26 protein-coding genes are annotated in these 21,721 nt (G+C 59.5%); 18 read left to right on the top strand and 8 right to left on the bottom strand.

The features are described from left to right. Positions 1-3: 3 nt before the first annotated feature. Positions 4-2,250 carry a caspase family protein gene (locus ACR0B5_RS11680; protein ID WP_480540546.1) on the bottom strand — a complete coding sequence of 749 codons (2,247 nt, stop codon included), beginning with the start codon at positions 2,248-2,250 and terminating at the stop codon, positions 4-6. A gap of 74 nt (positions 2,251-2,324) precedes the next feature. Continuing rightward, positions 2,325-2,639, bottom strand: a complete 315-nt coding sequence (locus tag ACR0B5_RS11675; protein WP_480540544.1) for a hypothetical protein — start codon at positions 2,637-2,639, stop codon at positions 2,325-2,327. A 183-nt stretch (positions 2,640-2,822) separates the two neighbouring features. Here ACR0B5_RS11675 and ACR0B5_RS11670 point away from each other — a divergent pair, with 183 nt between their 5' ends. From ACR0B5_RS11670 to ACR0B5_RS11660, 3 genes are read left to right on the top strand one after another with little or no spacing between them, the layout of a single operon-like run. Then, the gene (locus ACR0B5_RS11670) at positions 2,823-3,152 is read left to right on the top strand and encodes an ArsR/SmtB family transcription factor (RefSeq protein WP_480540542.1); all 330 of its coding nucleotides are present in this window, start codon (positions 2,823-2,825) and stop codon (positions 3,150-3,152) included. Further along, positions 3,140-3,568 (top strand): SRPBCC family protein, encoded by a 429-nt coding sequence (locus ACR0B5_RS11665; RefSeq protein ID WP_480540540.1) that lies wholly within the window; start codon positions 3,140-3,142, stop codon positions 3,566-3,568. The genes ACR0B5_RS11670 and ACR0B5_RS11665 overlap by 13 nt, the downstream gene beginning before the upstream one ends. A 22-nt stretch (positions 3,569-3,590) precedes the next feature. Further along, on the top strand, positions 3,591-3,911 hold the full coding sequence (locus tag ACR0B5_RS11660; RefSeq protein ID WP_170459773.1) for a YciI family protein: 321 nt from the start codon (positions 3,591-3,593) through the stop codon (positions 3,909-3,911). A gap of 5 nt (positions 3,912-3,916) precedes the next feature. Here the strand turns inward: ACR0B5_RS11660 and ACR0B5_RS11655 are convergent, their stop codons facing one another. After that, on the bottom strand, positions 3,917-4,915 hold the full coding sequence (locus tag ACR0B5_RS11655) for an asparaginase (protein WP_480540537.1): 999 nt from the start codon (positions 4,913-4,915) through the stop codon (positions 3,917-3,919). 181 nt (positions 4,916-5,096) lie between these two features. Here ACR0B5_RS11655 and ACR0B5_RS11650 point away from each other — a divergent pair, with 181 nt between their 5' ends. The 4 genes from ACR0B5_RS11650 to ACR0B5_RS11635 all read left to right on the top strand — a co-directional run bounded on the left by ACR0B5_RS11650 (position 5,097) and on the right by ACR0B5_RS11635 (position 8,077). Beyond that, positions 5,097-5,630, top strand: a complete 534-nt coding sequence (locus ACR0B5_RS11650; protein ID WP_170376002.1) for an invasion associated locus B family protein — start codon at positions 5,097-5,099, stop codon at positions 5,628-5,630. 147 nt (positions 5,631-5,777) lie between these two features. Further along, positions 5,778-5,945 (top strand): hypothetical protein, encoded by a 168-nt coding sequence (locus ACR0B5_RS11645; protein WP_170376001.1) that lies wholly within the window; start codon positions 5,778-5,780, stop codon positions 5,943-5,945. Between the two features lie 117 nt (positions 5,946-6,062). Then, complete coding sequence (gene rlmN, locus ACR0B5_RS11640) at positions 6,063-7,253, top strand: dual-specificity RNA methyltransferase RlmN (protein ID WP_480540535.1); 1,191 nt, start codon at positions 6,063-6,065, stop codon at positions 7,251-7,253. Positions 7,254-7,453: 200 nt separating this feature from the next. Further along, positions 7,454-8,077, top strand: a complete 624-nt coding sequence (locus ACR0B5_RS11635; protein WP_480540533.1) for a cytochrome P460 family protein — start codon at positions 7,454-7,456, stop codon at positions 8,075-8,077. A 161-nt stretch (positions 8,078-8,238) separates the two neighbouring features. On the opposite strand, the gene ACR0B5_RS11630 is transcribed toward ACR0B5_RS11635, so the two are convergent. Continuing rightward, positions 8,239-8,577, bottom strand: a complete 339-nt coding sequence (locus tag ACR0B5_RS11630) for a hypothetical protein (RefSeq protein WP_480540532.1) — start codon at positions 8,575-8,577, stop codon at positions 8,239-8,241. Further along, entirely contained in the window at positions 8,574-9,494 is a 921-nt protein-coding gene (locus ACR0B5_RS11625) for a DnaJ C-terminal domain-containing protein (protein WP_480540530.1), read from the bottom strand. Before ACR0B5_RS11625 ends, ACR0B5_RS11630 begins: the two co-directional genes overlap by 4 nt. Positions 9,495-9,653: 159 nt before the next feature. Here ACR0B5_RS11625 and ACR0B5_RS11620 point away from each other — a divergent pair, with 159 nt between their 5' ends. After that, positions 9,654-10,037: a hypothetical protein gene (locus tag ACR0B5_RS11620; protein WP_170644204.1), complete on the top strand. Its 384-nt coding sequence runs from the start codon at positions 9,654-9,656 to the stop codon at positions 10,035-10,037. Here ACR0B5_RS11620 and ACR0B5_RS11615 read toward each other — a convergent pair whose 3' ends face one another. Further along, positions 10,038-11,135 (bottom strand): cystathionine gamma-lyase, encoded by a 1,098-nt coding sequence (locus ACR0B5_RS11615; protein ID WP_480540527.1) that lies wholly within the window; start codon positions 11,133-11,135, stop codon positions 10,038-10,040. It lies immediately after the preceding gene. A 3-nt stretch (positions 11,136-11,138) separates the two neighbouring features. Next, entirely contained in the window at positions 11,139-11,981 is an 843-nt protein-coding gene (locus tag ACR0B5_RS11610; RefSeq protein WP_170375987.1) for an LOG family protein, read from the bottom strand. Positions 11,982-12,060: 79 nt separating this feature from the next. Between ACR0B5_RS11610 and ACR0B5_RS11605 the strand changes: the two genes are divergently transcribed. From ACR0B5_RS11605 to dapD, 3 genes are all read left to right on the top strand, one after another. After that, positions 12,061-12,972 carry a threonine/serine dehydratase gene (locus tag ACR0B5_RS11605; RefSeq protein ID WP_425083749.1) on the top strand — a complete coding sequence of 304 codons (912 nt, stop codon included), beginning with the start codon at positions 12,061-12,063 and terminating at the stop codon, positions 12,970-12,972. A gap of 44 nt (positions 12,973-13,016) precedes the next feature. Next, positions 13,017-13,616, top strand: coding sequence for a GntR family transcriptional regulator (locus ACR0B5_RS11600; RefSeq protein ID WP_480540525.1), 600 nt, complete (start codon positions 13,017-13,019; stop codon positions 13,614-13,616). 109 nt (positions 13,617-13,725) lie between these two features. Then, a complete protein-coding gene (dapD, locus tag ACR0B5_RS11595; RefSeq protein WP_480540523.1) occupies positions 13,726-14,553 on the top strand; it encodes a 2,3,4,5-tetrahydropyridine-2,6-dicarboxylate N-succinyltransferase in 828 nt (275 codons plus the stop codon). A 51-nt stretch (positions 14,554-14,604) separates the two neighbouring features. Here the strand turns inward: dapD and ACR0B5_RS11590 are convergent, their stop codons facing one another. Then, on the bottom strand, positions 14,605-14,940 hold the full coding sequence (locus tag ACR0B5_RS11590) for a cupin domain-containing protein (protein ID WP_480540521.1): 336 nt from the start codon (positions 14,938-14,940) through the stop codon (positions 14,605-14,607). 98 nt (positions 14,941-15,038) lie between these two features. Between ACR0B5_RS11590 and ACR0B5_RS11585 the strand changes: the two genes are divergently transcribed. From ACR0B5_RS11585 to ACR0B5_RS11555, 7 genes are all read left to right on the top strand, one after another. Continuing rightward, entirely contained in the window at positions 15,039-15,383 is a 345-nt protein-coding gene (locus ACR0B5_RS11585) for a hypothetical protein (RefSeq protein ID WP_170706063.1), read from the top strand. Positions 15,384-15,453: 70 nt separating this feature from the next. Beyond that, a complete protein-coding gene (locus ACR0B5_RS11580) occupies positions 15,454-16,839 on the top strand; it encodes a trypsin-like peptidase domain-containing protein (RefSeq protein WP_480540518.1) in 1,386 nt (461 codons plus the stop codon). 3 nt (positions 16,840-16,842) lie between these two features. Next, positions 16,843-18,156 carry a replication-associated recombination protein A gene (locus tag ACR0B5_RS11575; protein ID WP_480540516.1) on the top strand — a complete coding sequence of 438 codons (1,314 nt, stop codon included), beginning with the start codon at positions 16,843-16,845 and terminating at the stop codon, positions 18,154-18,156. Positions 18,157-18,250: 94 nt separating this feature from the next. Continuing rightward, on the top strand, positions 18,251-19,057 hold the full coding sequence (locus ACR0B5_RS11570; protein WP_480540514.1) for a crotonase/enoyl-CoA hydratase family protein: 807 nt from the start codon (positions 18,251-18,253) through the stop codon (positions 19,055-19,057). Positions 19,058-19,174: 117 nt separating this feature from the next. Further along, entirely contained in the window at positions 19,175-20,218 is a 1,044-nt protein-coding gene (locus ACR0B5_RS11565; protein ID WP_170459807.1) for an RluA family pseudouridine synthase, read from the top strand. Continuing rightward, complete coding sequence (locus ACR0B5_RS11560; protein ID WP_480540512.1) at positions 20,215-20,886, top strand: HAD-IA family hydrolase; 672 nt, start codon at positions 20,215-20,217, stop codon at positions 20,884-20,886. The genes ACR0B5_RS11565 and ACR0B5_RS11560 overlap by 4 nt, the downstream gene beginning before the upstream one ends. Before the next feature lie 4 nt (positions 20,887-20,890). Beyond that, positions 20,891-21,598, top strand: coding sequence for an ATP12 family chaperone protein (locus ACR0B5_RS11555; RefSeq protein ID WP_480540510.1), 708 nt, complete (start codon positions 20,891-20,893; stop codon positions 21,596-21,598). The last annotated feature ends 123 nt before the right edge of the window (positions 21,599-21,721 follow it).

Genomic DNA, 21,721 nt, shown 5'->3' with positions numbered 1-21,721 from the left:
GGTCTAGAACAAGTCAAAGCGCACCGGATTCTGCGCCCAGTACACCCGCGCGGCCAACAACAGCCGGGCCTTTGGATCGCTGGCGGCGGCATAGGGAACCGGAACACCGAACTTGGCGCTGATGTTTTCCAGCGCAGTCAAAGTCGCCGGGCCGACTTGGCCATCGACGGTGACATTTTCCCCCAGTTCATTCAGCGCCAGCTGTAAAGCCCGATCCAGATCCCCGCGCGAGAGGCTGTCGAGTTGCGATTGAGCCCGCGCGGCAGGTTCCTCATTCGGCAGTAGGGCTGCTTTGGCCGCCCTGAGCGCGGCGTCAGCGGGACCTTTGCCCGGTACCTGACCGTCCAGAATGATATAGGCTCCGTTCGCACCACCCCAGGCGTCACCGCGTTCCAGCGATGTATCGTACCAGGCCAAAGCCTCGGTACGGGGCCGGCCCTGTAGCTGGTCCCGCATGATCATGCGGGCGATACTGGCCGGAGCGGTGGGGTGCCCGCCTTGGGCTGCCGCCAGAAAGTAGGCTTCGGCTTTGTCGAAATCGACCGGATTGCCGCCCAGCCCATTCAGCGAGACATAGGCCAGATTGTCGTACCCATAGATGTCCTGCCGTAGTTCGGAAGCGCGGAGATATCGCAACCCACGCTCGGGGATATAGCGTTCCGAGTTTTCACGCAGGAAATACATGCCCAGTTCATTCATCGAATAGGTATGTCCAAGCTCGACCGACCGTTCCAACAGCTCGAAGCCGCGGTTTTTCTCTTCGGTCGTTTCACCTTTGCGCAGCAGTTGTTGGCCCAGCCGGTGCATGGCATAGGGGTCTTGCTGGGCGATGGCTTCTTCTAACAGCGCGCGCGCTTTATCCGGGTCATAAGGGGTCTTGGTGACCGCGCGGTCGATGCGCTGTGTATCCAACAAAGTTGCCAGAGCGTATTTGGCGCGAATATGCCCGCCGTCGACAGCGGTCGTGAAACTCTCAAAGGCGCCTGGCACATTGCCTGCGGCTTGTTGCAAACGGCCCAGTTGATACTGGAACCGCGCGTTTTCCGGATAGTCCTCGACCGCTTGCGAACAGGCGGCCAGACCTTTGGTGATATCCAGCTCATTCGGCAGGCGAAACACGCCAACGCCGTTGAGGTCCAGCGCATCCCCCGCTTCGAGATCGCAGGCATTCATCCCCAATTCCAGAGAGACCTCAACCGTCTGTCGCGTCTGATCAGCGGTGACGACTTCGACTGCGAAGGTATCGGCGAAATCGGTTTTGGGCAGGTCAACGGCACGTGTGTCCGTGATCTCGGGCGTATAGGTCAGAGATGTTTCGCTTGCGCTGACAGCACCCCGGTCAGGGGTTTCTGTAACCCGCACATCTACAATGTCCCTTCCCAGCGCTTGGTTCAGGCTTTGGGACAATGGGACGGATTTATCGAACTGATAGCTGAGCGATAGGGATTGGGGGGCGCCATCCTGCAGCGCCTCTGGTTCAACCTCGACCTTTTGCTGCGCCAGATAGAACGGGCGCACCAGTGTCGAGCTTTCCCAGGGGATCTGCTGCCCCGATGTTTTGGTGTGAACCCGTTCGCGTATGATCGGAAAGAGCTGTTGGATATTCTCAAACGGAGAGGATTGGGCGGTTTCCAGAACGGCCGCCGTATAGGGGCTGTTGTGGCCGATTTCGCCATCACTGGCCACCGCACCGGGCGAGGTTGAATAGGCCACCAGAGAATTCAGCGGTGTCTTGAAAACATCGAACCCTTCGCGGGTCTCAAAAAGGTTGGCGTCCAGATCGGCCGCCAATCTGAGGTCTTGAAACGGATTGTCCCTGCACGAGTCCAGAATGGCCACATGGGCCGCGCTACGGGCGGACAGAGTGTCAATCACGCGATCCAGCGTCATCGTTGCCAGCGGCACATCATAGACGCTTTCAAACTTGGCATCCACGGGCAGCAAATAGTTTCGCCGCCCGATCTGAATGCCGTGACCCGCATAGTAGAACAGAACATCTGCGGAATCCGGGATGTTCAGAACCGCTGTGCGGATCAGCTCTTCAAACTCGCGTTTGGTCAGGTCATAGCCGTCGAAGACTTGGAAATCGAAGTCTCGCAGCATGTCCGCGATGTCTTCGGCGTCTTTTCTGGCATTGGTCAGGTCGCCAACGCTCGTGTAGTCCTGATTGCCGATGACGATCGCAACCCTGCTGTTAGCGCTAGTTGCCGACGAGGACTGCGCGCTGAGGCCGCTTGCGCAAATCGTCAAGATAGACGCTGCTGCTAGTAAATGGCGCCGACCGGTTTTGAACCCAAGCTTTAGCATGTGGTGTCGTCTCCGGCTTAACCGCCCCAGCCGCCACCGCCGCCACCGCCGTCTCCACCACCGCCGCCACCGCCGCCGCCGCCACCATCTCCGCCGTCGCGGTCATACGCATTTTGAGGCGCTGTCGATGAAACGGCCGTCGGGGTTACTGCAGGGGCTGCTGCCGCCGTCGTTGCGGGCGCAGGCGCGGGAGTTGTCGCTACCGTCGCCGCTGGGGTTGGTTGAGGGGCGGTTGCAGCCGGGGTGACAGTCTCAGTCTGTGACCAAGGGGACGCACAGCCTGCAACAGCAAGGGTACAGGCGATAAACAATGAAGTGGACGCGAAGCGCATCTCAAGCCTCCTAAAATAAAACAACTTATTAAACTCACACATAACACCGTAGCTTGTGTCTTTGGAGCAGGTCTATGAACCTTTTCACATATACACGAAAAGAAGAGGATCGGCCAATTATCCTGATTGGCGCTGACAAAAGGTAGGCTTTCCTTAATTTAACATTTGTGTTAAATAAGAATCATGACCGATCTTATTGCAGCCTTTTCCGCACTATCTGACCGCACTCGGTTTGCCATCGTCGAGCAACTGATGGAAGGCGGTGAACTGCCCGCCGGAGACCTGATCGAAGGCAAAGGCATGTCAGGTGCCGCAATCTCGCGCCACCTGAAGGTGCTGCGACAGGCCGGATTGGTGCAACAACGCGTACTGGGAACCCAGAGGCTGTATTCCGTCCACTCCGAAGGCCTTTGTGCGATTGCCGAGTGGACGATCTCGAAACGGCAGTTCTGGGAAAGCAGTCTGGATCGTTTGGGTGACATCTTGGAAAGGGAAAATTCATGGCCGACCTGAAATTGGAGCGGGACTTTCCCGTCAGCCCAGAAGACCTTTTTGTTTGGGTGACAGATGGCTCAAAACTACTGCAGTGGTGGGGGCCGGAAGGCATGCATGTGCCGGATCACAATCTGGATTTTTCAAGAACCGGCCCCTGGTTTTCAGTGATGGAAAACAGCAATGGGCAGCAATTCAAGGTTTCGGGGCATGTCACGCATGTTGATCCACCGAACTCGGTCGGCTTCACTTGGGGTTGGCATGGCGACCAAGATCAACGCGGGCCGGAAAGCCACGTGACTTTTACAATAACGGTAACCGAAACCGGCGCCCGACTTGTTATCGATCACCGTGAGCTCGCCGACGCCGAGGCAGCTGAGAACCACAACACAGGCTGGACATCCTCGCTGCGCAAGCTCGAAGCGCAGTGCCAATAGATTTCATTCAGGGAGGACCGAAATGCCCCAATATCTATTTGTTTATCACGGGGGCCACACCCCAACTGACCCCGCAGAAATCGAAGCAACCATGGCCGCATGGGGCGCGTGGTTTCAAAACATGGGCGAGGCTTTGGATATCCCGGGAAACCCGGTAGGCCAATCCTATACCGTCAGCAACGGCGGCGTTGTCGACAATGGCGGGGCAAACCCGGCCTCTGGCTTCACGGTGATCAAAGCCGACAGCATGGATGCCGCGACCGAGATGGCCAAAGGCTGCCCGATGGTCATCAACGGATCTGGCTCGGTCGAAGTGGCGGAAATCCACGAAATCGAAATGTAGCTGCTTTAGTTCGCAAAGCCCGGCGCGGGTCGGATGACACCGCATTCCAGTCCTCGGCGGCTGTATTGCGTGGCATTCATGAATTTGCGCGTCGCCGGGTGATCAGCCTCCAACACCCCGAGACTGACCAGAATGGCGGCGATGGCGCATTCACTGGCGCGGGTGGTGCCGTCGGTGATCTTCAGCGAAACGCCCATGCGTTTTTCCGGCAGGATCGCGACGAAGACGGCCTCGGCCCCGGTCTTGATCGCAGCGCGACCGTTCATCGCGCGCATCAATTCGGTACAGGCGCGGGTTTCGCCCGCGACAAGCTCTGGGTGCTTGATCATCGCGGCGGTCAGCTGCTGCGCCGCATCGCTCGACCGGTCCGACCGATCAGCGGCCGAGGCAAACCACGCCATCGAGCGCGCAAGCCCCACCAGCGAGGTCGCGAAATTCGGGGCCGAGCATCCGTCGATGCCGTAGCCGGGGCTAGTCTCGCCGGTTGTTTCCTCAAAGGTAGACAAACAGGCCTGTTGAACGGGGTGGTCGATCTCAAGATATTCCGGCCCGGCCCCCATATGCTGAGACAGGGTTAGAAACCCGCAATGTTTACCCGAGCAATTGTTGTGGATCTGGCACGGCGTATCGTCGGCCAGAATAAGCCGGTCGCGCGCGGCTATGTCGGCGGGCTCTTGCGGGCCGCAACGCAGGTCGGGCTCGGTGAGACCCAGATGGTCCAACCAGGCCGAAACGCGATCTGTGTGAATGGCGGCCCCGTTATGGGAGGCGCAGGCCAGTGCAAGATGTTCTGAGTTCAGCCCGTATTTGGCCGCAGCGCCAGACGTAACCAAAGGCAAAGCCTGGATCATCTTGGCCGATGAGCGTGGGTAGATCACTGCGTTTGGATTGCCCCAGCTTTGCACAATCTGCCCGGTGTCATCACAGACCACTGCATGGCCCAGATGCAGGCTTTCCAACAGATCGCCGCGCCACAGTTCTGTCATCGGGATGGGCTGCGTCATCTGGACCTCCGGATTTATGCGCAAAATTCTGCCAATCGCCCTTTCGCCTGTGGCGAAACCTGCGTTAGTGTGTGTATGTCGACAATCATCGGAATGCGCAACGTTTCCAAGACGAACTGGCAGGGTTCGCATGGCTTTCCGATGGGTATGAGGTAGAAGGTCGAGCTAGGAGGCTGGACAAATGGGATCAATGCTTACCCGCGTGCTTGCGGGTCTGTGTGTGGCGGGTATGGCCACAACTGCAATCGCACAGCAGGGGACAAGTACAAACCGCGTCGCGGCAAAAACGGATTGGAGCGTTTTTGTCGAAGATGATCCCACCGAATGCTGGAGCGTTTCGGCCCCCAAGGAAACTGTCAATACACGTGGTGGACGTGTCGTTTCCGTGCGCCGCAGCGACATTTTGCTGTTTGTCTTCTACCGTCCAAATGCCGAGGTCAAAGGGCAAGTGACCTTTACCGGTGGCTACCCTTTCGCGGCCGGTTCCACGGTGAACCTGGTTGTAGACGGGTCTGAATTCGAACTGTTTACCGAGGGCGAGTGGGCTTGGCCGGCGACCGCTCAGGACGATGCCAAGATCGTCACCGCCATGAAGCGCGGGACCGAGGCTGTGCTGACCGCACGCTCGGAACGCGGGACGCAAACCAAGGACACGTTCTCTCTGCTGGGCTTCACCGCCGCGATCGAAGACGCAGAGACCCGCTGCACCAACTGATCTGTCGGGTCGCGATCACACGCGGCCCATCTATTTTGCGGCTTCTCGCATAATTCTACCAAATATTCAGAAAGCTTGATCCGTATCAAAGCGCATCCTTTTGGCATCTGAACTAAATTGTTCAGTAATAGTAAAGGATGTCTGAATATGTTCGACAAAACTCTGATCACTCTGATGTTGGCTTCTTCACTTGTTCTGGCGGCTTGTGAAAAAGAGCCTGAAACCTACCCGATTACAGGTGAGGAATGCGGGCCTGAAGATCCGGTGAAAACGCTGGATGCCGAGGATTGCTTTATCCCTCCTGCAGGAGTCTGATCCGGCGACAAAAGCGCGTAAGGGTCAATACGATTCCTTTTGATCTTTGCGCGCGATCCTATATAGAGGCGCATCCCAATCCGGAATCCACCTGAGATACGCCCAGTAGGTACCCAAATGTGGCCCAAAGCGCCGATCACTCAAGACGTCATGACCATCCCCCGCAAACTGCCTGAGGGGAAGGTGAACCTTGTCGGACTGACTCGTGATCAGCTCCGCGCGGCTCTGATCGAACATGGCACGCCGGAAAAGCAGGCCAAGATGCGGACTGGTCAGATCTGGCAGTGGATCTACCAATGGGGCGTGCGTGATTTCGCACTGATGACTAACCTGGCCAAAGCCTATCGCGCGCAACTGGCCGAGAGCTTTGTGATCGAAATTCCCGAAGTGGTCACCCGTCAGGTGTCAGAGGACGGCACACGCAAATACCTGTGTCGTATTGCGGGCGGGCATGAGGTCGAGGTCGTTTATATCCCCGAAGAGGATCGCGGCACGCTGTGTATCTCGTCTCAGGTAGGTTGTACGCTGACCTGCTCTTTCTGCCATACCGGCACGCAGAAACTGGTGCGCAACCTGACCGCGGCCGAGATTGTGGGCCAGGTGATGATGGCCCGCGATGATCTTGAGGAATGGCCGACCCCCGGTGCGCCGAAGGATGAGACGCGCCTGCTGTCGAACATCGTTCTGATGGGCATGGGTGAGCCGCTCTACAATTTCGAAAACGTCCGCGACGCGATGAAGATCGCCATGGACCCCGAAGGAATTTCCCTGTCGCGCCGCCGGATCACTCTGTCGACGAGCGGCGTGGTGCCGGAAATCGCGCGTACGGCTGAAGAGATCGGCTGCCTGCTGGCGATCTCCTTCCACGCTACCACGGATGAGACGCGCGACGTTCTGGTGCCGATCAACAAGCGCTGGAACATCGAGGAGTTGTTGCAAGCGCTGGCCAGCTACCCCAATGTCTCGAATTCCGAACGGATCACGTTCGAATACGTGATGCTGGATGGCGTGAACGACAGCGACGAGGACGCGCATCGTCTGATCGACCACATCAAACGTCATAAGATCCCGGCCAAGATCAACCTGATTCCGTTCAACGAATGGCCTGGTGCGCCGTACAAACGCAGCTCGAACAATCGTATCCGGGCCTTTGCGAATATCATCTACCAGGCCGGCTATGCCTCACCCATCCGCAAGACGCGCGGCGAGGATATCATGGCGGCCTGTGGTCAGTTGAAATCGGCAACCGAGCGTGCGCGCAAATCGCGTAAACAGATCGAAGCTGAGGCTGGGTTGAGCGATAACTAAGCCATTTCTGCCAAGGGTTGCAGCGGTAAACTTAATGTTTCCGGTGCTGATTTTGTCTTCAATATTTGCTATGTGTTAGGGCGTCCGGTCCTGTTTCGGACGCTCGGCTTTCCCTTGAAACGCCGGTGCTTTTTCGCCGCGAGCCTATTTCTTCGCTACGCGCGGCATGTAGGCAAACTGATATTTCAGGTGAGCCCCAAATGATTGAACGACCTCGAAGTAAATTGAAAACCATTGCATTTGCAGTCCTATTTGTACCGCTATCTGCGGCGGGCGCTTTTGCGGAAGACCCTGACGCTCATCTGGCCATCGAAAATCCGGCCGAGCTGAGTAAGGACGAAGCCAACGCGCATTATCGCGCGCTGTCGAAACGTATGGCCCGTGGCTATGCGACTTCTCAGCTGGATCTCATTTTGAACTACCAAAGCTGGCCGCTGTTCAATGATGCGCCCTATATCTCGGCCACACATGGGCAGCGGTTCGTGAACAGCTATGCTAACCGCATGGCGCTGAACTACGCGACCCTGCAACCGGGTGAGGTTTTGCCCATGGGCTCGGTTCTGGCCAAGGACAGCATGACGGTGACCGATGAGGGTAAAATCTACCCCGGTGCGATGTTCGTGATGGAGAAACTGGCCCAAGGTGCCAACCCCGAGACGGCAGACTGGCGCTACATCATGGTACTGCCCGATGGGTCTTTGTTTGGCGACACTCTGGGCGATCGGGCCGGGGCCGTGGCCTATTGCCATGACTGCCACGTGCAGGTGGCCGACAGGGACTACACCTTCTACGTGCCTGAGGACTACCAGATCAAAGGTGAGTAGATCGCTTTGCGTTTGATTTGAATCGAAATACGCTGCCTCTCCCTACGGTCTCTCACACATCGCGGTCGCGATGTGTTGCCGACAGTCGTTCATACGAGCGACGAGAGGCGAACGCGCATTTCGATGATATTGCCTCAGGTAAAACGCAAAACGCTTTAGACCTATCCGCGGCGAAAGCGGGCGGTTCCGATGACCTCGATCAGGTTTTGCCGGACCGGCTCGGGCTGCGCCTCGACCGCGTTCAAAACCTCACGCAGTTCAGCGCGAAGCCCGTGCATCTGGTCGATCAGAGAGATCATCATCGACAAAGCATCGGCCTCCATCTCGTATTGCTCGTGCAATTCGCAGGCCAGTTCCAGCCGGGCGACGTCGATGCTGTGGTAGACGACCCCTTGGTCTGATTGCTCGGGGATCACGATCTCAGCCGCCAGATATTCGGTCAGGCGGTCCGAGGTCAGACGAGTGATGGCTTGGATCAGTTCCTCTTCGGTCAGGGTCATGACGGCATTCCTTTCCGAGGATCATAGCGATGGGCGTCGCGCCATGTCTCCATGAATTGCTTGAGGTCGTCGTCGATCTGGTCGGGCAGCGCGACGGTAAGTTCGATCAGTTGATCCCCCCGCTCGGACGAGCCGCGTTTTTTGACTCCCTTGCCCCGCAGGCGCAGGGTTTTGCCGCTGCTGGTGCCGGCCGGGACGGTGACGTTGACGCCACCGTCGATTGTGGGGGCCGGGACTTTGCCACCCAAGACAGCCTCATCAATGGTGATCGGCAATGTGATGTGGATGTCATCCCCCTGCCTGTCGAACAGTGGATGGTCCGCAACCGAGATGGTGACCAGCGCATCCCCAGGAGGCCCCTCACCATAGCCCGGAGCGCCCTTGCCTCGCAGCCGGATGGTTTGACCCGTGGTGATACCCGCCGGGATTTTAACCTCGATCCGGTTGCCATCGGGCAAGGTTAGTTTCTGGCTGGCCCCAAACACGGCATCCAGAAAGCTGATCTGTAGCGAGTAATTCAGATTGTGACCCGGCGCATGGAATTCCTGTGTGCGCTCACCGCCAAACCCACCGCGGCCACGCATGAATTCGGCGAAGATGTCCGACATGTCATCCGGGTCCGCCTGTCGTCCACGATAGGGGTTTCCGGCGGCCTCGGCATAGTCGCGATAATATTGCTGTTGAGGGCGTTCCTGACCCGAAGCGTCAATCTCGCCATTGTCATAGCGGGTACGGGTTTCGGGGTCTTTCAGCAGATCGTAAGCAGAGGCGGCGGCTTTGAACTTGGCCTCGGCCTCGGCATCACCGGGTTTGAGGTCCGGGTGGCATTCCTTGGCGATGCGCCGATAGGCTTTCTTGATCTCGGCGGCACTGGCGTCTTTGGCGACGCCGAGGACGGAATAGGGATCGTCGCTCATCTCACCTCTCGCGGATGTGGGTCGGTCTGATCTTTATGAATGTGTTTTATCATGCGATTTCAACCGACCAAAAGGAAGAGGCAATTGAATTGGCTCGAAAAATCCTACAGGTTTGATAATATCTGCATGTCTGTACCTGTTCATACACGGAGAGCTTGAATGTCGCGCAGAATCAAATCCGCTCTGGCCCTGCTGGCCGGGAATGCCATCGGCCTGTTGCTGGCGTCGCTCATTTTGAACGGCTTTGCCATCAAGCCGATCTCATTCATCGTTGTGGTTCTTGTGTTCACCGTCGTTCAGGTGATTGCCGAGCCGCTGATCCTGAAACTGGGGGAAAAGAAGGCGCCGGCCCTGAAGGGTGGGATCGCGTTGATCGTGACCTTTGTGGGTCTCCTGGTCACCGACCTGATTGCCTCGGGGCTGACGGTTGGGGGTGTTTCCAACCTGCTGGCCGCAACACTGTTGGTCTGGCTGGGGGCGTTGATCGCCAGCGTGGTGCTGCCGATCTACGTGTTCAAGGAACTGCGCGAAGCCAAGAAATAGTTACAGCGCGTTCAGGCTGGCCTCGAACGCCTGCCAAAGCTCTTCAACGGGCTCACAGCCGACCGAAAGGCGGACGAAGGCGGGGTCGACAGCGTCACCCCACCGGGCACGACGCTCGGCCGAGCTGTGAACGCCGCCGAATGACGTGGCGGGCCGCAGCAAAGGGCAGGTATTGATGAAGGCCTCGGCCTTGTCTTCGCTTTCCAGCGTAAGGGATAGCAGGAACCCGAACCGTGTGGTCTGAGCCTGCGCAAGTGCGTGGGACGGATCGTTCGGCAAGCCGGGATAGCGGATGTGCTTGACGGCCGGATGCGCTGCCAGACGCTCGGCCAGCACTTGGGCCGAGGCGCACATGCGATCAAAACGCACGTCCAGAGTCTCGAGCCCGCGATGCAGAAGCCATGCTTCGTGTGGTCCGGGGATTGAGCCTGAGACGCGGCGCCATTCCTCGACCCGCTCCATGATCTGCGCGTCGCGGCTGACGACGTGGCCCATGAGCATGTCCGAGTGCCCGCCCATGGCCTTGGTGTCCGAGGACACGACCACGTCGACGCCCAAATCCAACGGGCGCTGGCCCAGAGGTGTCAGGGTCGTATTGTCGGCAATGGTGAGGCCTCCTGCGGCGCGAACCTGTTTGGCAACATCCGCAAGGTCAATCATGTCAAGGCCGGGGTTCGACGGACTTTCCACGAAGACCACGTCGAAGCCTTCAAACTCTACGTCGACAAAGCCCGTGGTCGGCCGTTCTTCGACCACAACGCCCAGTCGGGACAAGAACCTGTCCGCCAGCAGGCGCGTCACGTAGTAGCCATCCGAGGGGATCAACAGGCGCGAACCGGCCTGAACGGTTGCAAACAAAGCGGCCGAGATGGCTGCCATGCCCGACGGGAAGCTGAGGCAGGGTGCGTCCTCAAGATGGGACAAGACATGTTCCAGATGCACCCAGGTCGGGTTGTCGACGCGGCCATAGGTGGCATGCCCATCCGGCAGGCCGGGCAGGTGGTACATGCTGGTTTGGGTTAGCGGGAGGGCGACGGGTTCGCCTTTTTCCAAAGCGTTTCCGCGTAGATGAAGCATTTCTCCGGTTTTGTGTGCCATGGCTCAGCGTCCCGGAATGGCGTCTCGAGGCGGGGCGGGTTCCCAGTTGTCGATGATCTCAACCGCTTCTTGCGCGGTGTCGACAAAGCGGAACAGATCGAGGTCTTCGTCCGAGATCGTGCCCGCATCGGCCAGCGCCGACCAATTTATGACCTTCTCCCAGAATTCACGGCCAAACAGAAGGAACGGCACACGCTCCATTCGGCCCGTTTGGATCAGGGTGAGGGACTCGAACAGTTCATCCATCGTGCCAAAGCCGCCAGGGAAGATGGTGATGGCACGAGCGCGCATCAGGAAGTGCATCTTGCGGATGGCGAAATAGTGGAAGTTGAAGCTGAGGTCCGGCGTTACATAGAGGTTCGGCGCTTGTTCATGCGGCAGAACAATGTTCAGACCAATGGAGCACCCACCCGCATCCTGTGCGCCACGGTTTCCGGCCTCCATTACGCCGGGGCCACCGCCAGTGACAATGACGTTTTCGCGGCAGCCCGTTTCGTTCGACTTCTCGGTCATTAGCCGCGCAAACTCACGCGCCTCGTCATAATACTGGGACAGACCGGCCAGCGTTTCGGTCCGCGCGGTGTGTTTCTGCGACGGTTCCGGAATGCGCGCGCCGCCGAACATGACGATGGTCGAGGTGATCTCACGCTCACTCATGATCATCTCGGGTTTCAGCAGTTCCAGCTGCAGACGCACCGGGCGCAGCTCATCGCGGCACAGGAATTCCTCATCGGCGAATGCAAGACGATAGGCCGGAGACCGCGTTTGGGGCGTGTCCGGCACCTCGCTCGCGGTCGAGCGGTCGGTCTGCGCGTCGCGGAAAGGGCTGTGGCGGTCTTCTCTCATTGGTGAACGATCCCTGCTTGCGTGTTTGACAAACAGCTATAGGGTTCGCGGGCAGAGTGCCAGTCACGGAAAGACAAGAATGGATTGGAAGACGGAAATTCAGGCGGCGGCAGAACGCATTGCCGGTCACGCGCAGATAACACCGGTGATGGAGAGCCACATTCCCGGCTATCCGATCGAGCTGAAGCTCGAGCATATGCAACACACCGGCAGCTTCAAGGCGCGCGGGGCGTTCAACACGTTGCTGAGCATGGAGGTGCCGCAAGCAGGTGTTGTGGCGGCCTCGGGCGGCAATCACGGGGCGGCGGCGGCCTATGCGGCGCGTGCGCTGGGGCACCCAGCCAAGATTTTTGTGCCAGAGATCGCGGGCCCGTCCAAGATTGCCCTGATCGAACAAATCGGTGCGGATCTGAGCGTCGTGCCCGGCGAATATGCCAACGCGCTGGCGATGGCGCAGACGCATGAGGACAAGACCGGCGCAATGCAGATTCACGCCTATGATGCGCCTGCCACGGTCGCCGGGCAGGGCACATGCTTCGCCGAATGGGAGGGGCAGGGCTTGCAGGCCGATACCGTCCTGATCGCCGTCGGCGGAGGCGGGCTGATCGCGGGTGCTCTGGCCTGGTTTCAAGGCGCGCGTAAGGTTGTGGCGGTCGAGCCTGAGACCTCTTGCGCGTTGAACGCCGCCTTGCAGGCTGGTGAGCCGGTCGATGTTTCGGTTTCCGGTGTTGCGGCCAACGCGCTGGGCGCGCGGCGGATCGGTTCAATCTGTTTTGAACTGGCGCAGGGGATGGAGTCGGTACTGGTATCCGATCAGGCCATATCTGAGGCGCAGCGCGTGTTGTGGCAAGCGCATCGCATCCTTGTCGAACCCGCCGGAGCCGCCGCCTTGGCGGCGTTGATGTCGGGGGCCTACACGCCAGAGCCGGGCGAACGCGTCGCTGTTCTGGTCTGTGGCGGGAACATTGCGCCGGACCCGTTTGCAGGCTGAATTATCGCCTTGTGAAAACAGGTTGAGGATTTTATCTATAATTCATGAGCGCCACGATTGCCGATACAATCTACGAAAATCTCAGGCAGAAGATCATTACCGGTGATCTGAACGCCGGTGAGAAGCTGCGCCAGGATCACATCGCCAAAGCCTTTGAGACCAGCCACGTCCCCGTGCGTGAGGCTCTGCTGCGGCTTGAAGGGCATGGTCTTGCCAAAAGCGAACCGCGGCGCGGTATGCGTGTCGCTGTTCTAGACCCGGCCGAGGTGCGCGAAGTGGTCGAAATGCGCGTGGTGCTTGAGCCTTTGGCCTTGCAGCATTCCGTGCAGAACATGACACCCGGTGATGTGAAGCGCATGGATGAGGCGCGGATGGCCTGCGATGAGGCGCAGACTATGCCGGACTGGGAAACGCGCAACCGTGCCTTTCACCGGACGCTCCTGACGCCCTGCGGCATGCCGCGCCTGCTGCACACGATTGATGACCTTCATATCGCCAGCGCTCGCCACCTGTTCGCCCATTGGCGACCCAAGTGGAGGCAGCGTGTCGACAAGGATCATCTTGCGATTGTTCAGGCGCTGAAACACAAGGAACTTGGCGCCGCAACGACCATCCTGATCCGGCATATCCGCCGCGCCAGTTGAGGGTCGGACGATTCCGCCGCAAAAGAGCCTCTGTTCGTCGCATTGCACCGTGGGCTTGGCTTTCGTATAGGCCACACCGACACGAACAGATTCTGTAGGGAGACGCCCAATGTCCAATGCGCAACTGGAAGCCGCCATCGAATCCGCATGGGAGGCGCGCGATACGATCACGCCCGCGACCACAGGTGAACAGCGCGAAGCCATCGAAGACACGCTGAACGCGCTGGATAGCGGCGCATTGCGCGTTGCCGAAAAGCTGGAGAGCGGTGACTGGCATGTAAACCAGTGGGCCAAGAAAGCAGTTCTGCTGGGCTTCCGCATCAAGGACATGGAAATTCAGACCGGCGGCCCTCAGGCCGGTGGCTGGTGGGACAAGGTGGACAGCAAGTTCGCCGGTTGGAGCGAAGACCACTGGAAGGCCGCCGGTTTCCGTGCCGTGCCCAACTGCGTTGTCCGTAAATCGGCCTATATCGCGCCGGGCGCAGTGCTGATGCCGTCCTTCGTGAACCTTGGCGCCTATGTCGACGAAGGCACCATGGTGGATACATGGGCGACCGTCGGGTCCTGCGCGCAGATCGGCAAAAACGTGCACCTGTCGGGCGGCGTCGGGATCGGCGGCGTGCTGGAGCCGATGCAGGCTGGTCCCACCATCATCGAAGACAATTGCTTCATCGGCGCGCGCTCTGAGGTGGTCGAAGGCTGCATCGTGCGCGAAGGCTCCGTTCTGGGCATGGGCGTTTTCATCGGCAAATCGACCAAGATCGTCGACCGTGAGACCGGCGAAGTCACCTATGGTGAGGTTCCGCCCTATTCCGTGGTTGTTGCAGGCTCGATGCCGTCGAAGAACAACATCAGCCTCTACTGCGCGGTGATCGTGAAGCGCGTGGATGAAAAGACCCGCTCGAAAACCGGGATCAACGAATTGCTGCGTGACTAAGCGCGCTTCATTGAAACGATTGGCCGCAGCCCTGTGCTGCGGTCTTTTTTGTTAGGATTTGACCGGATAGCGGTCCGGCTCTTCAAACACGTCGATCACGCGTGAGCCTGCCTTGATCTTACCGCCATGCTCGACCCCGTCCGGGATGGAGTAGCTGTCGCCAGGGCGATAGATTCTGGTCTCAGTCCCTATCGTCAGCTCTACTTCGCCTTCGATGACAGTGCCCCATTGTGCCTTGTGGGCGTGCATCGGCAGTTCAAAATCCTTCAGGAAAGTGAAAAACGCCACCAGCCCGGCATCTGAGCGGATCACGGCTGTTTGCACGACGTCCTCGGGGAAGGGAACGTCAAGGCTGGGAAAGTCGGTAATGAAATCTGGAAAGGTCATCAAACATCCCTAGTGGCTTGTGAAAATACCACTATGCAGAGTTGTCAGCCCCATGCAAATGCTTGACCGTGCAAAGGTGCAGGTCTATGGCCCCCTGCATGGAAAAGCAAAAGAAACCCTCTCGTCAGCAAGTCTATACCCTGCTCGTGCAGATCGGCCGCAAGGAGGGAGATGGCCTGCCAGACGGCGCGACCGGAGCAGCCCTGATGTGCTTTGCCAGCGGCGTGGATGAGGCCGAAGCGGTGCGCGAAACGGTTGCGATCCTGAAACAGGCCGACACGGCCCCTCTGGACGTGACCGGCTATGGCACGTTGGCCGAGCGTGAGGCGCAGGGGCATGACATCGACCCTGATGAACGCGCCCTGATGCAGCGGGCGCTGGACGAGAACGCCGTCATTGTTGCGCAGATGACACCGTTTTTTGACGAAGGTGAAAAAGGCTGACGACTGGCCTTCTTGCATTGACGATCCGCTGGGCGCATATCCAGAGGGCTTTACTGGATTGAGGTTTCTCATGCGTCGCTGGATTTTCATCGCTGTTTCGGTCGCTATGGCATCGGTTGCCCATGCCGAGACGCGCGTACCTCAATCGCAAGCCGAAATCTCGCTTGGTTTTGCCCCAGTGGTGAAAGAGGCCGCGCCCGCGGTTGTAAACATCTATGCCAAGATCGTGCGGCAGGGGCGGTCGCGGCCATTGTTCTCGGACCCGTTCTTTCAGGATTTCTTTGGGCGTGGATTTGGCGAGCCACGGCAGCGTGTCCAAAACTCGCTCGGGTCGGGCGTGATCCTGTCCGAGGATGGCTATGTGGTGTCGAACTACCACGTGGTCGGCTTGGCCACTGAAATTCGCGTAGTCACAACCGACCGGCGCGAATTCACCGCCGAGGTGGTGTTGGGCCATGAGGAAAGCGATATCGCAATCCTGCGGCTGGAAGAGGCTCAGGACCTGCCCTTCCTGACCATGCGCGATTCGGATCACGTTGAGGTGGGCGAATTGGCCTTGGCGATCGGTAACCCGTTCGGGATCGGGCAGACGGTGTCCTCGGGCATTATATCGGGATTGGCGCGCACTGGCACGGCGACCGGGAACGCGCGCGGCTATTTTCTTCAGACCGATGCGGCGATCAACCCGGGCAACTCGGGCGGGGCTCTGATTGACGTGAATGGCGATCTGATCGGGATCAACACCTCGATCCTGACGCGGTCTGGTGGTTCAAACGGGATCGGTTTCGCCATCCCCGCCAATCTGGTGGCCGAATTCCTGCGGCAGGCGCAAGCTGGCAATGAAGTTTTTGTCAGCCCCTGGGCGGGTATGAGTGGCCAGCACATGAGCGCCGACATTGCCGAGTCTCTGGGTCTGGTGATCCCTATGGGCGTTGTGATCTCAGATTTGCACGACCTCAGCCCCCTGGCCGAGGCCGGGCTGCGAGTTGGCGATGTGGTCACACATGTGGACGGGGATGAGGTGAACTCTCCGGCCGAGATGAAATTCCGCATGTCCGTGGCGGGGGTCGGAGGCACCTCCGTTCTGACCCGCTTGCGCGGTGAGGAAAGCGACGACATCGAAGTGGCGCTGATCCGTGCGCCCGATACGCCGGATGCCGAAAAGACGACCTTGGATGAAAGCACAGTGCTGCCCGAGCTGACCGTCTCGGGCGTCAACCCTGCTGTGATCATTGATCTGGGGCTTAAACTTTCCCAATCCGGTGTCGTCGTTGTCAACCCCGGCCCATACGGCGCCCGCGCGGGTCTACGTGCAGGCGACGTTCTGGAGGCGATCAATGGCTCGGATATCGAGCGTCCTGACGACGTGGTGCGCGCGCTGACCGATCCGGGGCGCAGGATCAACATGGTGATCCAACGTGGCGGCCGCAGCCTGTCACTACGATTCCGGCTTTAGCGCATGAGCGATCTGTTCGATACCGGCGCGGCCGAGCCAGCTGCGAACCCGCACCGCCCCTTGGCAGACCGCCTGCGTCCGCAAACGCTAGTCGAGGTGATCGGGCAAGAGCAAGTTTTGGGCCCTTACGCGCCCTTGGGAGTCATGTTGGCCTCAGGCAGCCTGTCCAGCTTGATTTTCTGGGGGCCTCCGGGCGTGGGCAAAACGACCATCGCGCGGTTGCTGGCGCAGGAAACCGATCTGCATTTCGTTCAGATCAGCGCGATCTTTACCGGTGTGCCGGACCTGAAAAAGGTATTCGAAGCGGCAAAGGTTCGGCGTCAGAACGGGCAGGGGACGTTGCTGTTCGTTGATGAGATCCACCGCTTCAACAAAGCGCAGCAGGACGGGTTCCTGCCCCATATGGAAGACGGAACCATCCTGCTGGTCGGGGCCACAACCGAAAACCCGTCGTTCGAGTTGAACGCCGCGGTTCTGAGCCGGTCGCAAGTTCTGGTGTTGGAGCGCCTGAGCCTTGCCGATCTGGAACGTCTGACCCAGCGGGCCGAAAAAGAACTGGGCAAAGCGCTGCCCCTCACGCCTGCCGCACGTGATGCACTGCATGAGATGGCGGATGGCGATGGGCGGGCCTTGTTGAACCTGATCGAACAGGTCGCCGCATGGAAGGTTGACGCACCACTGGATCCGGATGCGCTGTCGACGCGTCTGATGCGGCGCGCGGCGAAATACGACAAATCCGGCGATGAGCATTACAACCTGATCTCGGCCTTGCACAAATCGGTGCGCGGGTCCGACCCGGATGCGGCGCTCTACTGGTTTGCGCGGATGCTGACCGGGGGCGAGGACCCGCGCTATCTGGCCCGCCGGATCACCCGCATGGCGGTTGAGGATATCGGTCTGGCCGACCCCCAAGCGCAGGCGATCTGTTTGCAATCGTGGGAGACCTATGAACGGCTGGGCTCTCCTGAGGGAGAGCTGGCGCTGGCGCAGGCGCTGGTCTATCTGGCGCTGGCGCCGAAATCGAACGGGGCCTATGTAGGCTACAAGGCCGCGATGCGCTTGGCGAAGCAATCGGGCAGTGAGCCGCCGCCCAAGCATATCCTGAACGCGCCTACCTCGTTGATGAAGGATCAGGGCTATGGCGACGGTTACGCCTATGACCACGATGCAGAAGATGGGTTCTCGGGTCAGAACTACTTCCCCGAGACGATGAAGCGGCCTGTGCTGTATCAACCGGTTGAACGTGGGTTCGAGCGTGAGTTGAAAAAGCGGCTGGACTATTTCGCCAAGCTACGCACGCAGCGCAACAGCGGGTAACGCAGGGTCAATTTCGCGCTGCCGTGGCGTCACAGGCGACAGGTGGCACACATCCGGCTTCCCTTGGGTCAATGATCACGAGGGAGGACATGTCATGCCCGTTTCCATAGACAAAACCGAAGACGTTTGGACCATCATCCATGACCGACCCGAGGCGCGGAACGCTGTTGACCCGGATCACGCGAAGGCTCTGGTGGATGCGTTTCTCGACTTCGAACACGGCCCCGCAAAGGTTGCCGTTTTCTGGGGTAAGGGGGGCAATTTCTGTGCCGGGTGGGACCTGAAGCTGGCTGCCGGTCTTTCTGACCCTGAATTGGGTGAGGCCTATTTCGAGAAACACAGCTTTCCGATTGGATCCGCCACCTCGACGCTCGGGCCAATGGGGCCATCTCGATTGGAATTGTCAAAGCCAGTCATCGGAGCCATCGACGGTGCAGCCGTCGCCGGCGGGATGGAGTTGGCCTTGTGGTGCGACATACGGGTGATGGCTGAGACGGCTTACCTTGGGGTTTTTTGTCGTCGTTGGGGAATTACTCTGATGGATGGCGGCACAGTTCGCTTGCCGCGCTTGGTTGGGCAGGGCAAAGCGCTTGAGATCGCTCTGACCGGACGCAAGGTTGAGGCTGAGGAGTGCTATCGGATCGGGTTGGCAGAGAAAGTCGTGCCGCATGGAGAAGCGCGGGCCGCTGCCGAGGCCATGGCCTGCGACATCGCCCGTTTCCCGCAGGAGGCTGTGCGGGCCGACCGACGCTCGATCATCGAAACGCGTGGGATGTCAGTGCGCGATGGGCTTAAGGTCGAATGGGCCAACGGTCTGGAGGCGATCCGGCGCGAGGGGACCGCAGGCGCAGGGCGGTTCCGAGACGGGGCCGGGCGACATGGGGATTTCTTGAACATCTGAAACACCTACGATTGCTTGACTCTCGACCCGTTGCAGGCCACAGACGCGCATGTTTTCTAGGACAGTGGCAACAGGATACTCCGGGCGGATCGGCCGCGCGGGACAAGGGGCGATGGCATGAGTGGCGTGCAGATGATTACGGTCGCAGAAGGTGACGGAGACCAGCGTGTGGATCGCTGGCTGCGCCGCCTGTTTCCGCATGTCAGCCAGGGGCGGATCGAAAAGATGTGCCGCAAGGGTGAGCTGCGCGTAGATGGCAGCCGCGCCAAGGCCTCGACCCGGCTGGAGGTGGGGCAGGTTGTGCGCGTTCCGCCACTGCCGGATGCCGATCACAAGCCTGCCGAGGTGAAGCGCAGCGTGTCCGAGGCCGATGCGAAGATGATCCAGTCCTGTGTGATTTACCGTGACGATCACGTTTTGGCACTGAACAAACCGCATGGCCTGCCGGTGCAGGGCGGCAGCGGCCAGACCCGCCACGTCGACAGCCTGTCCGAGGCTCTGCGCTTCGGCTATGATGAGAACCCGCGGCTGGTCCATCGGCTGGATAAGGACACCTCGGGCGTTCTGCTGCTGGCCCGCACGCGAGAGGCCGCCAAGGGCCTGACTGCTGCCTTCCGCCACCGCGATACGCGCAAGATCTATTGGGCGCTGGTCGCCGGTGTGCCAACGCCCTATCTCGGCGAGATCAAGACCGGTCTGGTCAAGGCCTCGGGCCATGGCAAGCAGGGCGAGGGCGAAAAGATGATCCCCGTCCATATGGGCGACATCGACAGCACGCCGGGTGCGAAACGGGCACATACCCACTACGCCACGCTCTACCGTGTCGCGGGCCGCGCCGCTTGGGTCGCGATGGAGCCGATTACGGGCCGTACCCATCAGCTGCGCGCGCATATGGCCGCGATCGGCCATCCGATCATAGGCGACGGCAAATATGGTGGCTCGGGTCAGGAAAACCTCGGCGATGGCTGGGGCGCGCAACTGGGCGGGATTATCAGCAAAAAGCTGCACCTGCACGCACGGCGCCTGTCTTTCCAGCACCCGATGACCCGCAAGCCGATCACGGTCGAGGCCCCTCTGCCCGAGCACATGAAGCACAGCTGGGACACGTTTGGCTGGACCGAAGACCTTGCCGCCGACGACCCCTTCGAGGAGCTGCAATGAGCGCACCCCTGCGTTTGGTCCTGTTCGATGTCGATGGTACGCTGGTCGACAGTCAGGGCAGCATCGTCCATTCGATGACGGCCAGTTTTCAGGCCGCCTCGGTCGAGGTGCCAAGCCGTGAGGCCATTTTGTCGATTGTCGGCCTGTCTTTGCCTTTGGCCATTGCACAGCTTGTGCCACAGCAGTCGACGACGATTCAGGCGAAATTGGTTGCGGGGTACAAGCAGGCCTATCACGCGCATCGGCTGGATCTTGGTGCGGCGAGTTCCCCCCTTTATCCCGGCGCGCGTGACGCGATCGAAGCCCTGCATGCGGTGCCCGAAATTGTGTTGGGTGTCGCCACTGGCAAATCGCAACGCGGTCTGGATGCGCTGATCGAAGCGCATGGGTTGGAGCGCTATTTCGTGACCCGTCAGGTGGCGGATCATCATCCGTCAAAACCTCATCCCTCGATGGTTCAGACTGCGTTGGCGGAAACCGGTGTTGAGGCTGCGCATGCGGTCATGATCGGGGATACCAGCTTTGACATGGATATGGCCGCTGCTGCTGGCGTGACCGGGATCGGGGTGTCGTGGGGGTACCATGACACTGCTGCGCTAAGTGCGGCCTCTTGTGTGATTGAAACATTCGACCAGCTGCCGGATACGCTGGCCACTCTTTGGAAGTGAAGACATGAGCGACTGGAAACCGAAACGCTTTTGGACAAACAGCATCACGGTCGAGGCCGAGGACGGCTATACGGTCGAGTTGGATAGCCGCCGGGTCAAAACGCCGGCCAAGGCCGCATTGATTCTGCCGACCAAAGCAATGGCCGAAGCCGTCGCCGCGGAATGGGATGCGCAAGACAAAGAGGTCGACCCGACCACCATGCCCTTCACCCGATCGGCCAATGCGGCGATCGACAAAGTGCGCATCCAGCACGGTGAAGTGGCGGATATGCTAGCGGACTATGGTGACTCCGATCTGCTGTGCTATCGCGCCACCCATCCTCAGGAACTGCAGGAGCGTCAGGCCGCAGACTGGGATCCCGTGTTGGACTGGGCCGCCGAGACCCTGCAGGCCCGACTGATTCCCGTGGCGGGTGTCCTGCACCGGCCCCAGTCAGCCGAGGCTTTGGCGCAGTTGCGTCAGCGGGTCCATGCGTTGGACGCGTTTCAGTTGGCGGCTTTCCACGATCTGGTCAGCTTGTCTGGGTCGTTGATTCTGGGATTTGCGGCGGCGCAGGGTTGGCGCGAACCGGACGAGATATGGCGCATTTCGCGACTTGATGAGGCCTGGCAGATCGAACAATGGGGCCATGATGACGAAGCCCACGCCGTGGCGGAAACAAAGAAAGCCGCGTTTTTGCACGCCAAGACCTTCTTCGATCTCTCTGTTTGATCCTTCCAACGTTGGTTTTTTTACGCATCTGCCTAATCCAGAGGCGGAGACCCATCGTTTTCCCTGATCCGACCCTTGACGTTTGTTTATGAATGCGACCAAACTCAAGCCCACTAAAGGGGA

The sequence above is a fragment of the Ruegeria sp. AG1 genome (genome assembly GCF_056541705.1).
The sequence above is the reverse complement of the archived record's forward strand: the minus strand, read 5'-3'. Positions and strand labels throughout refer to the sequence as shown.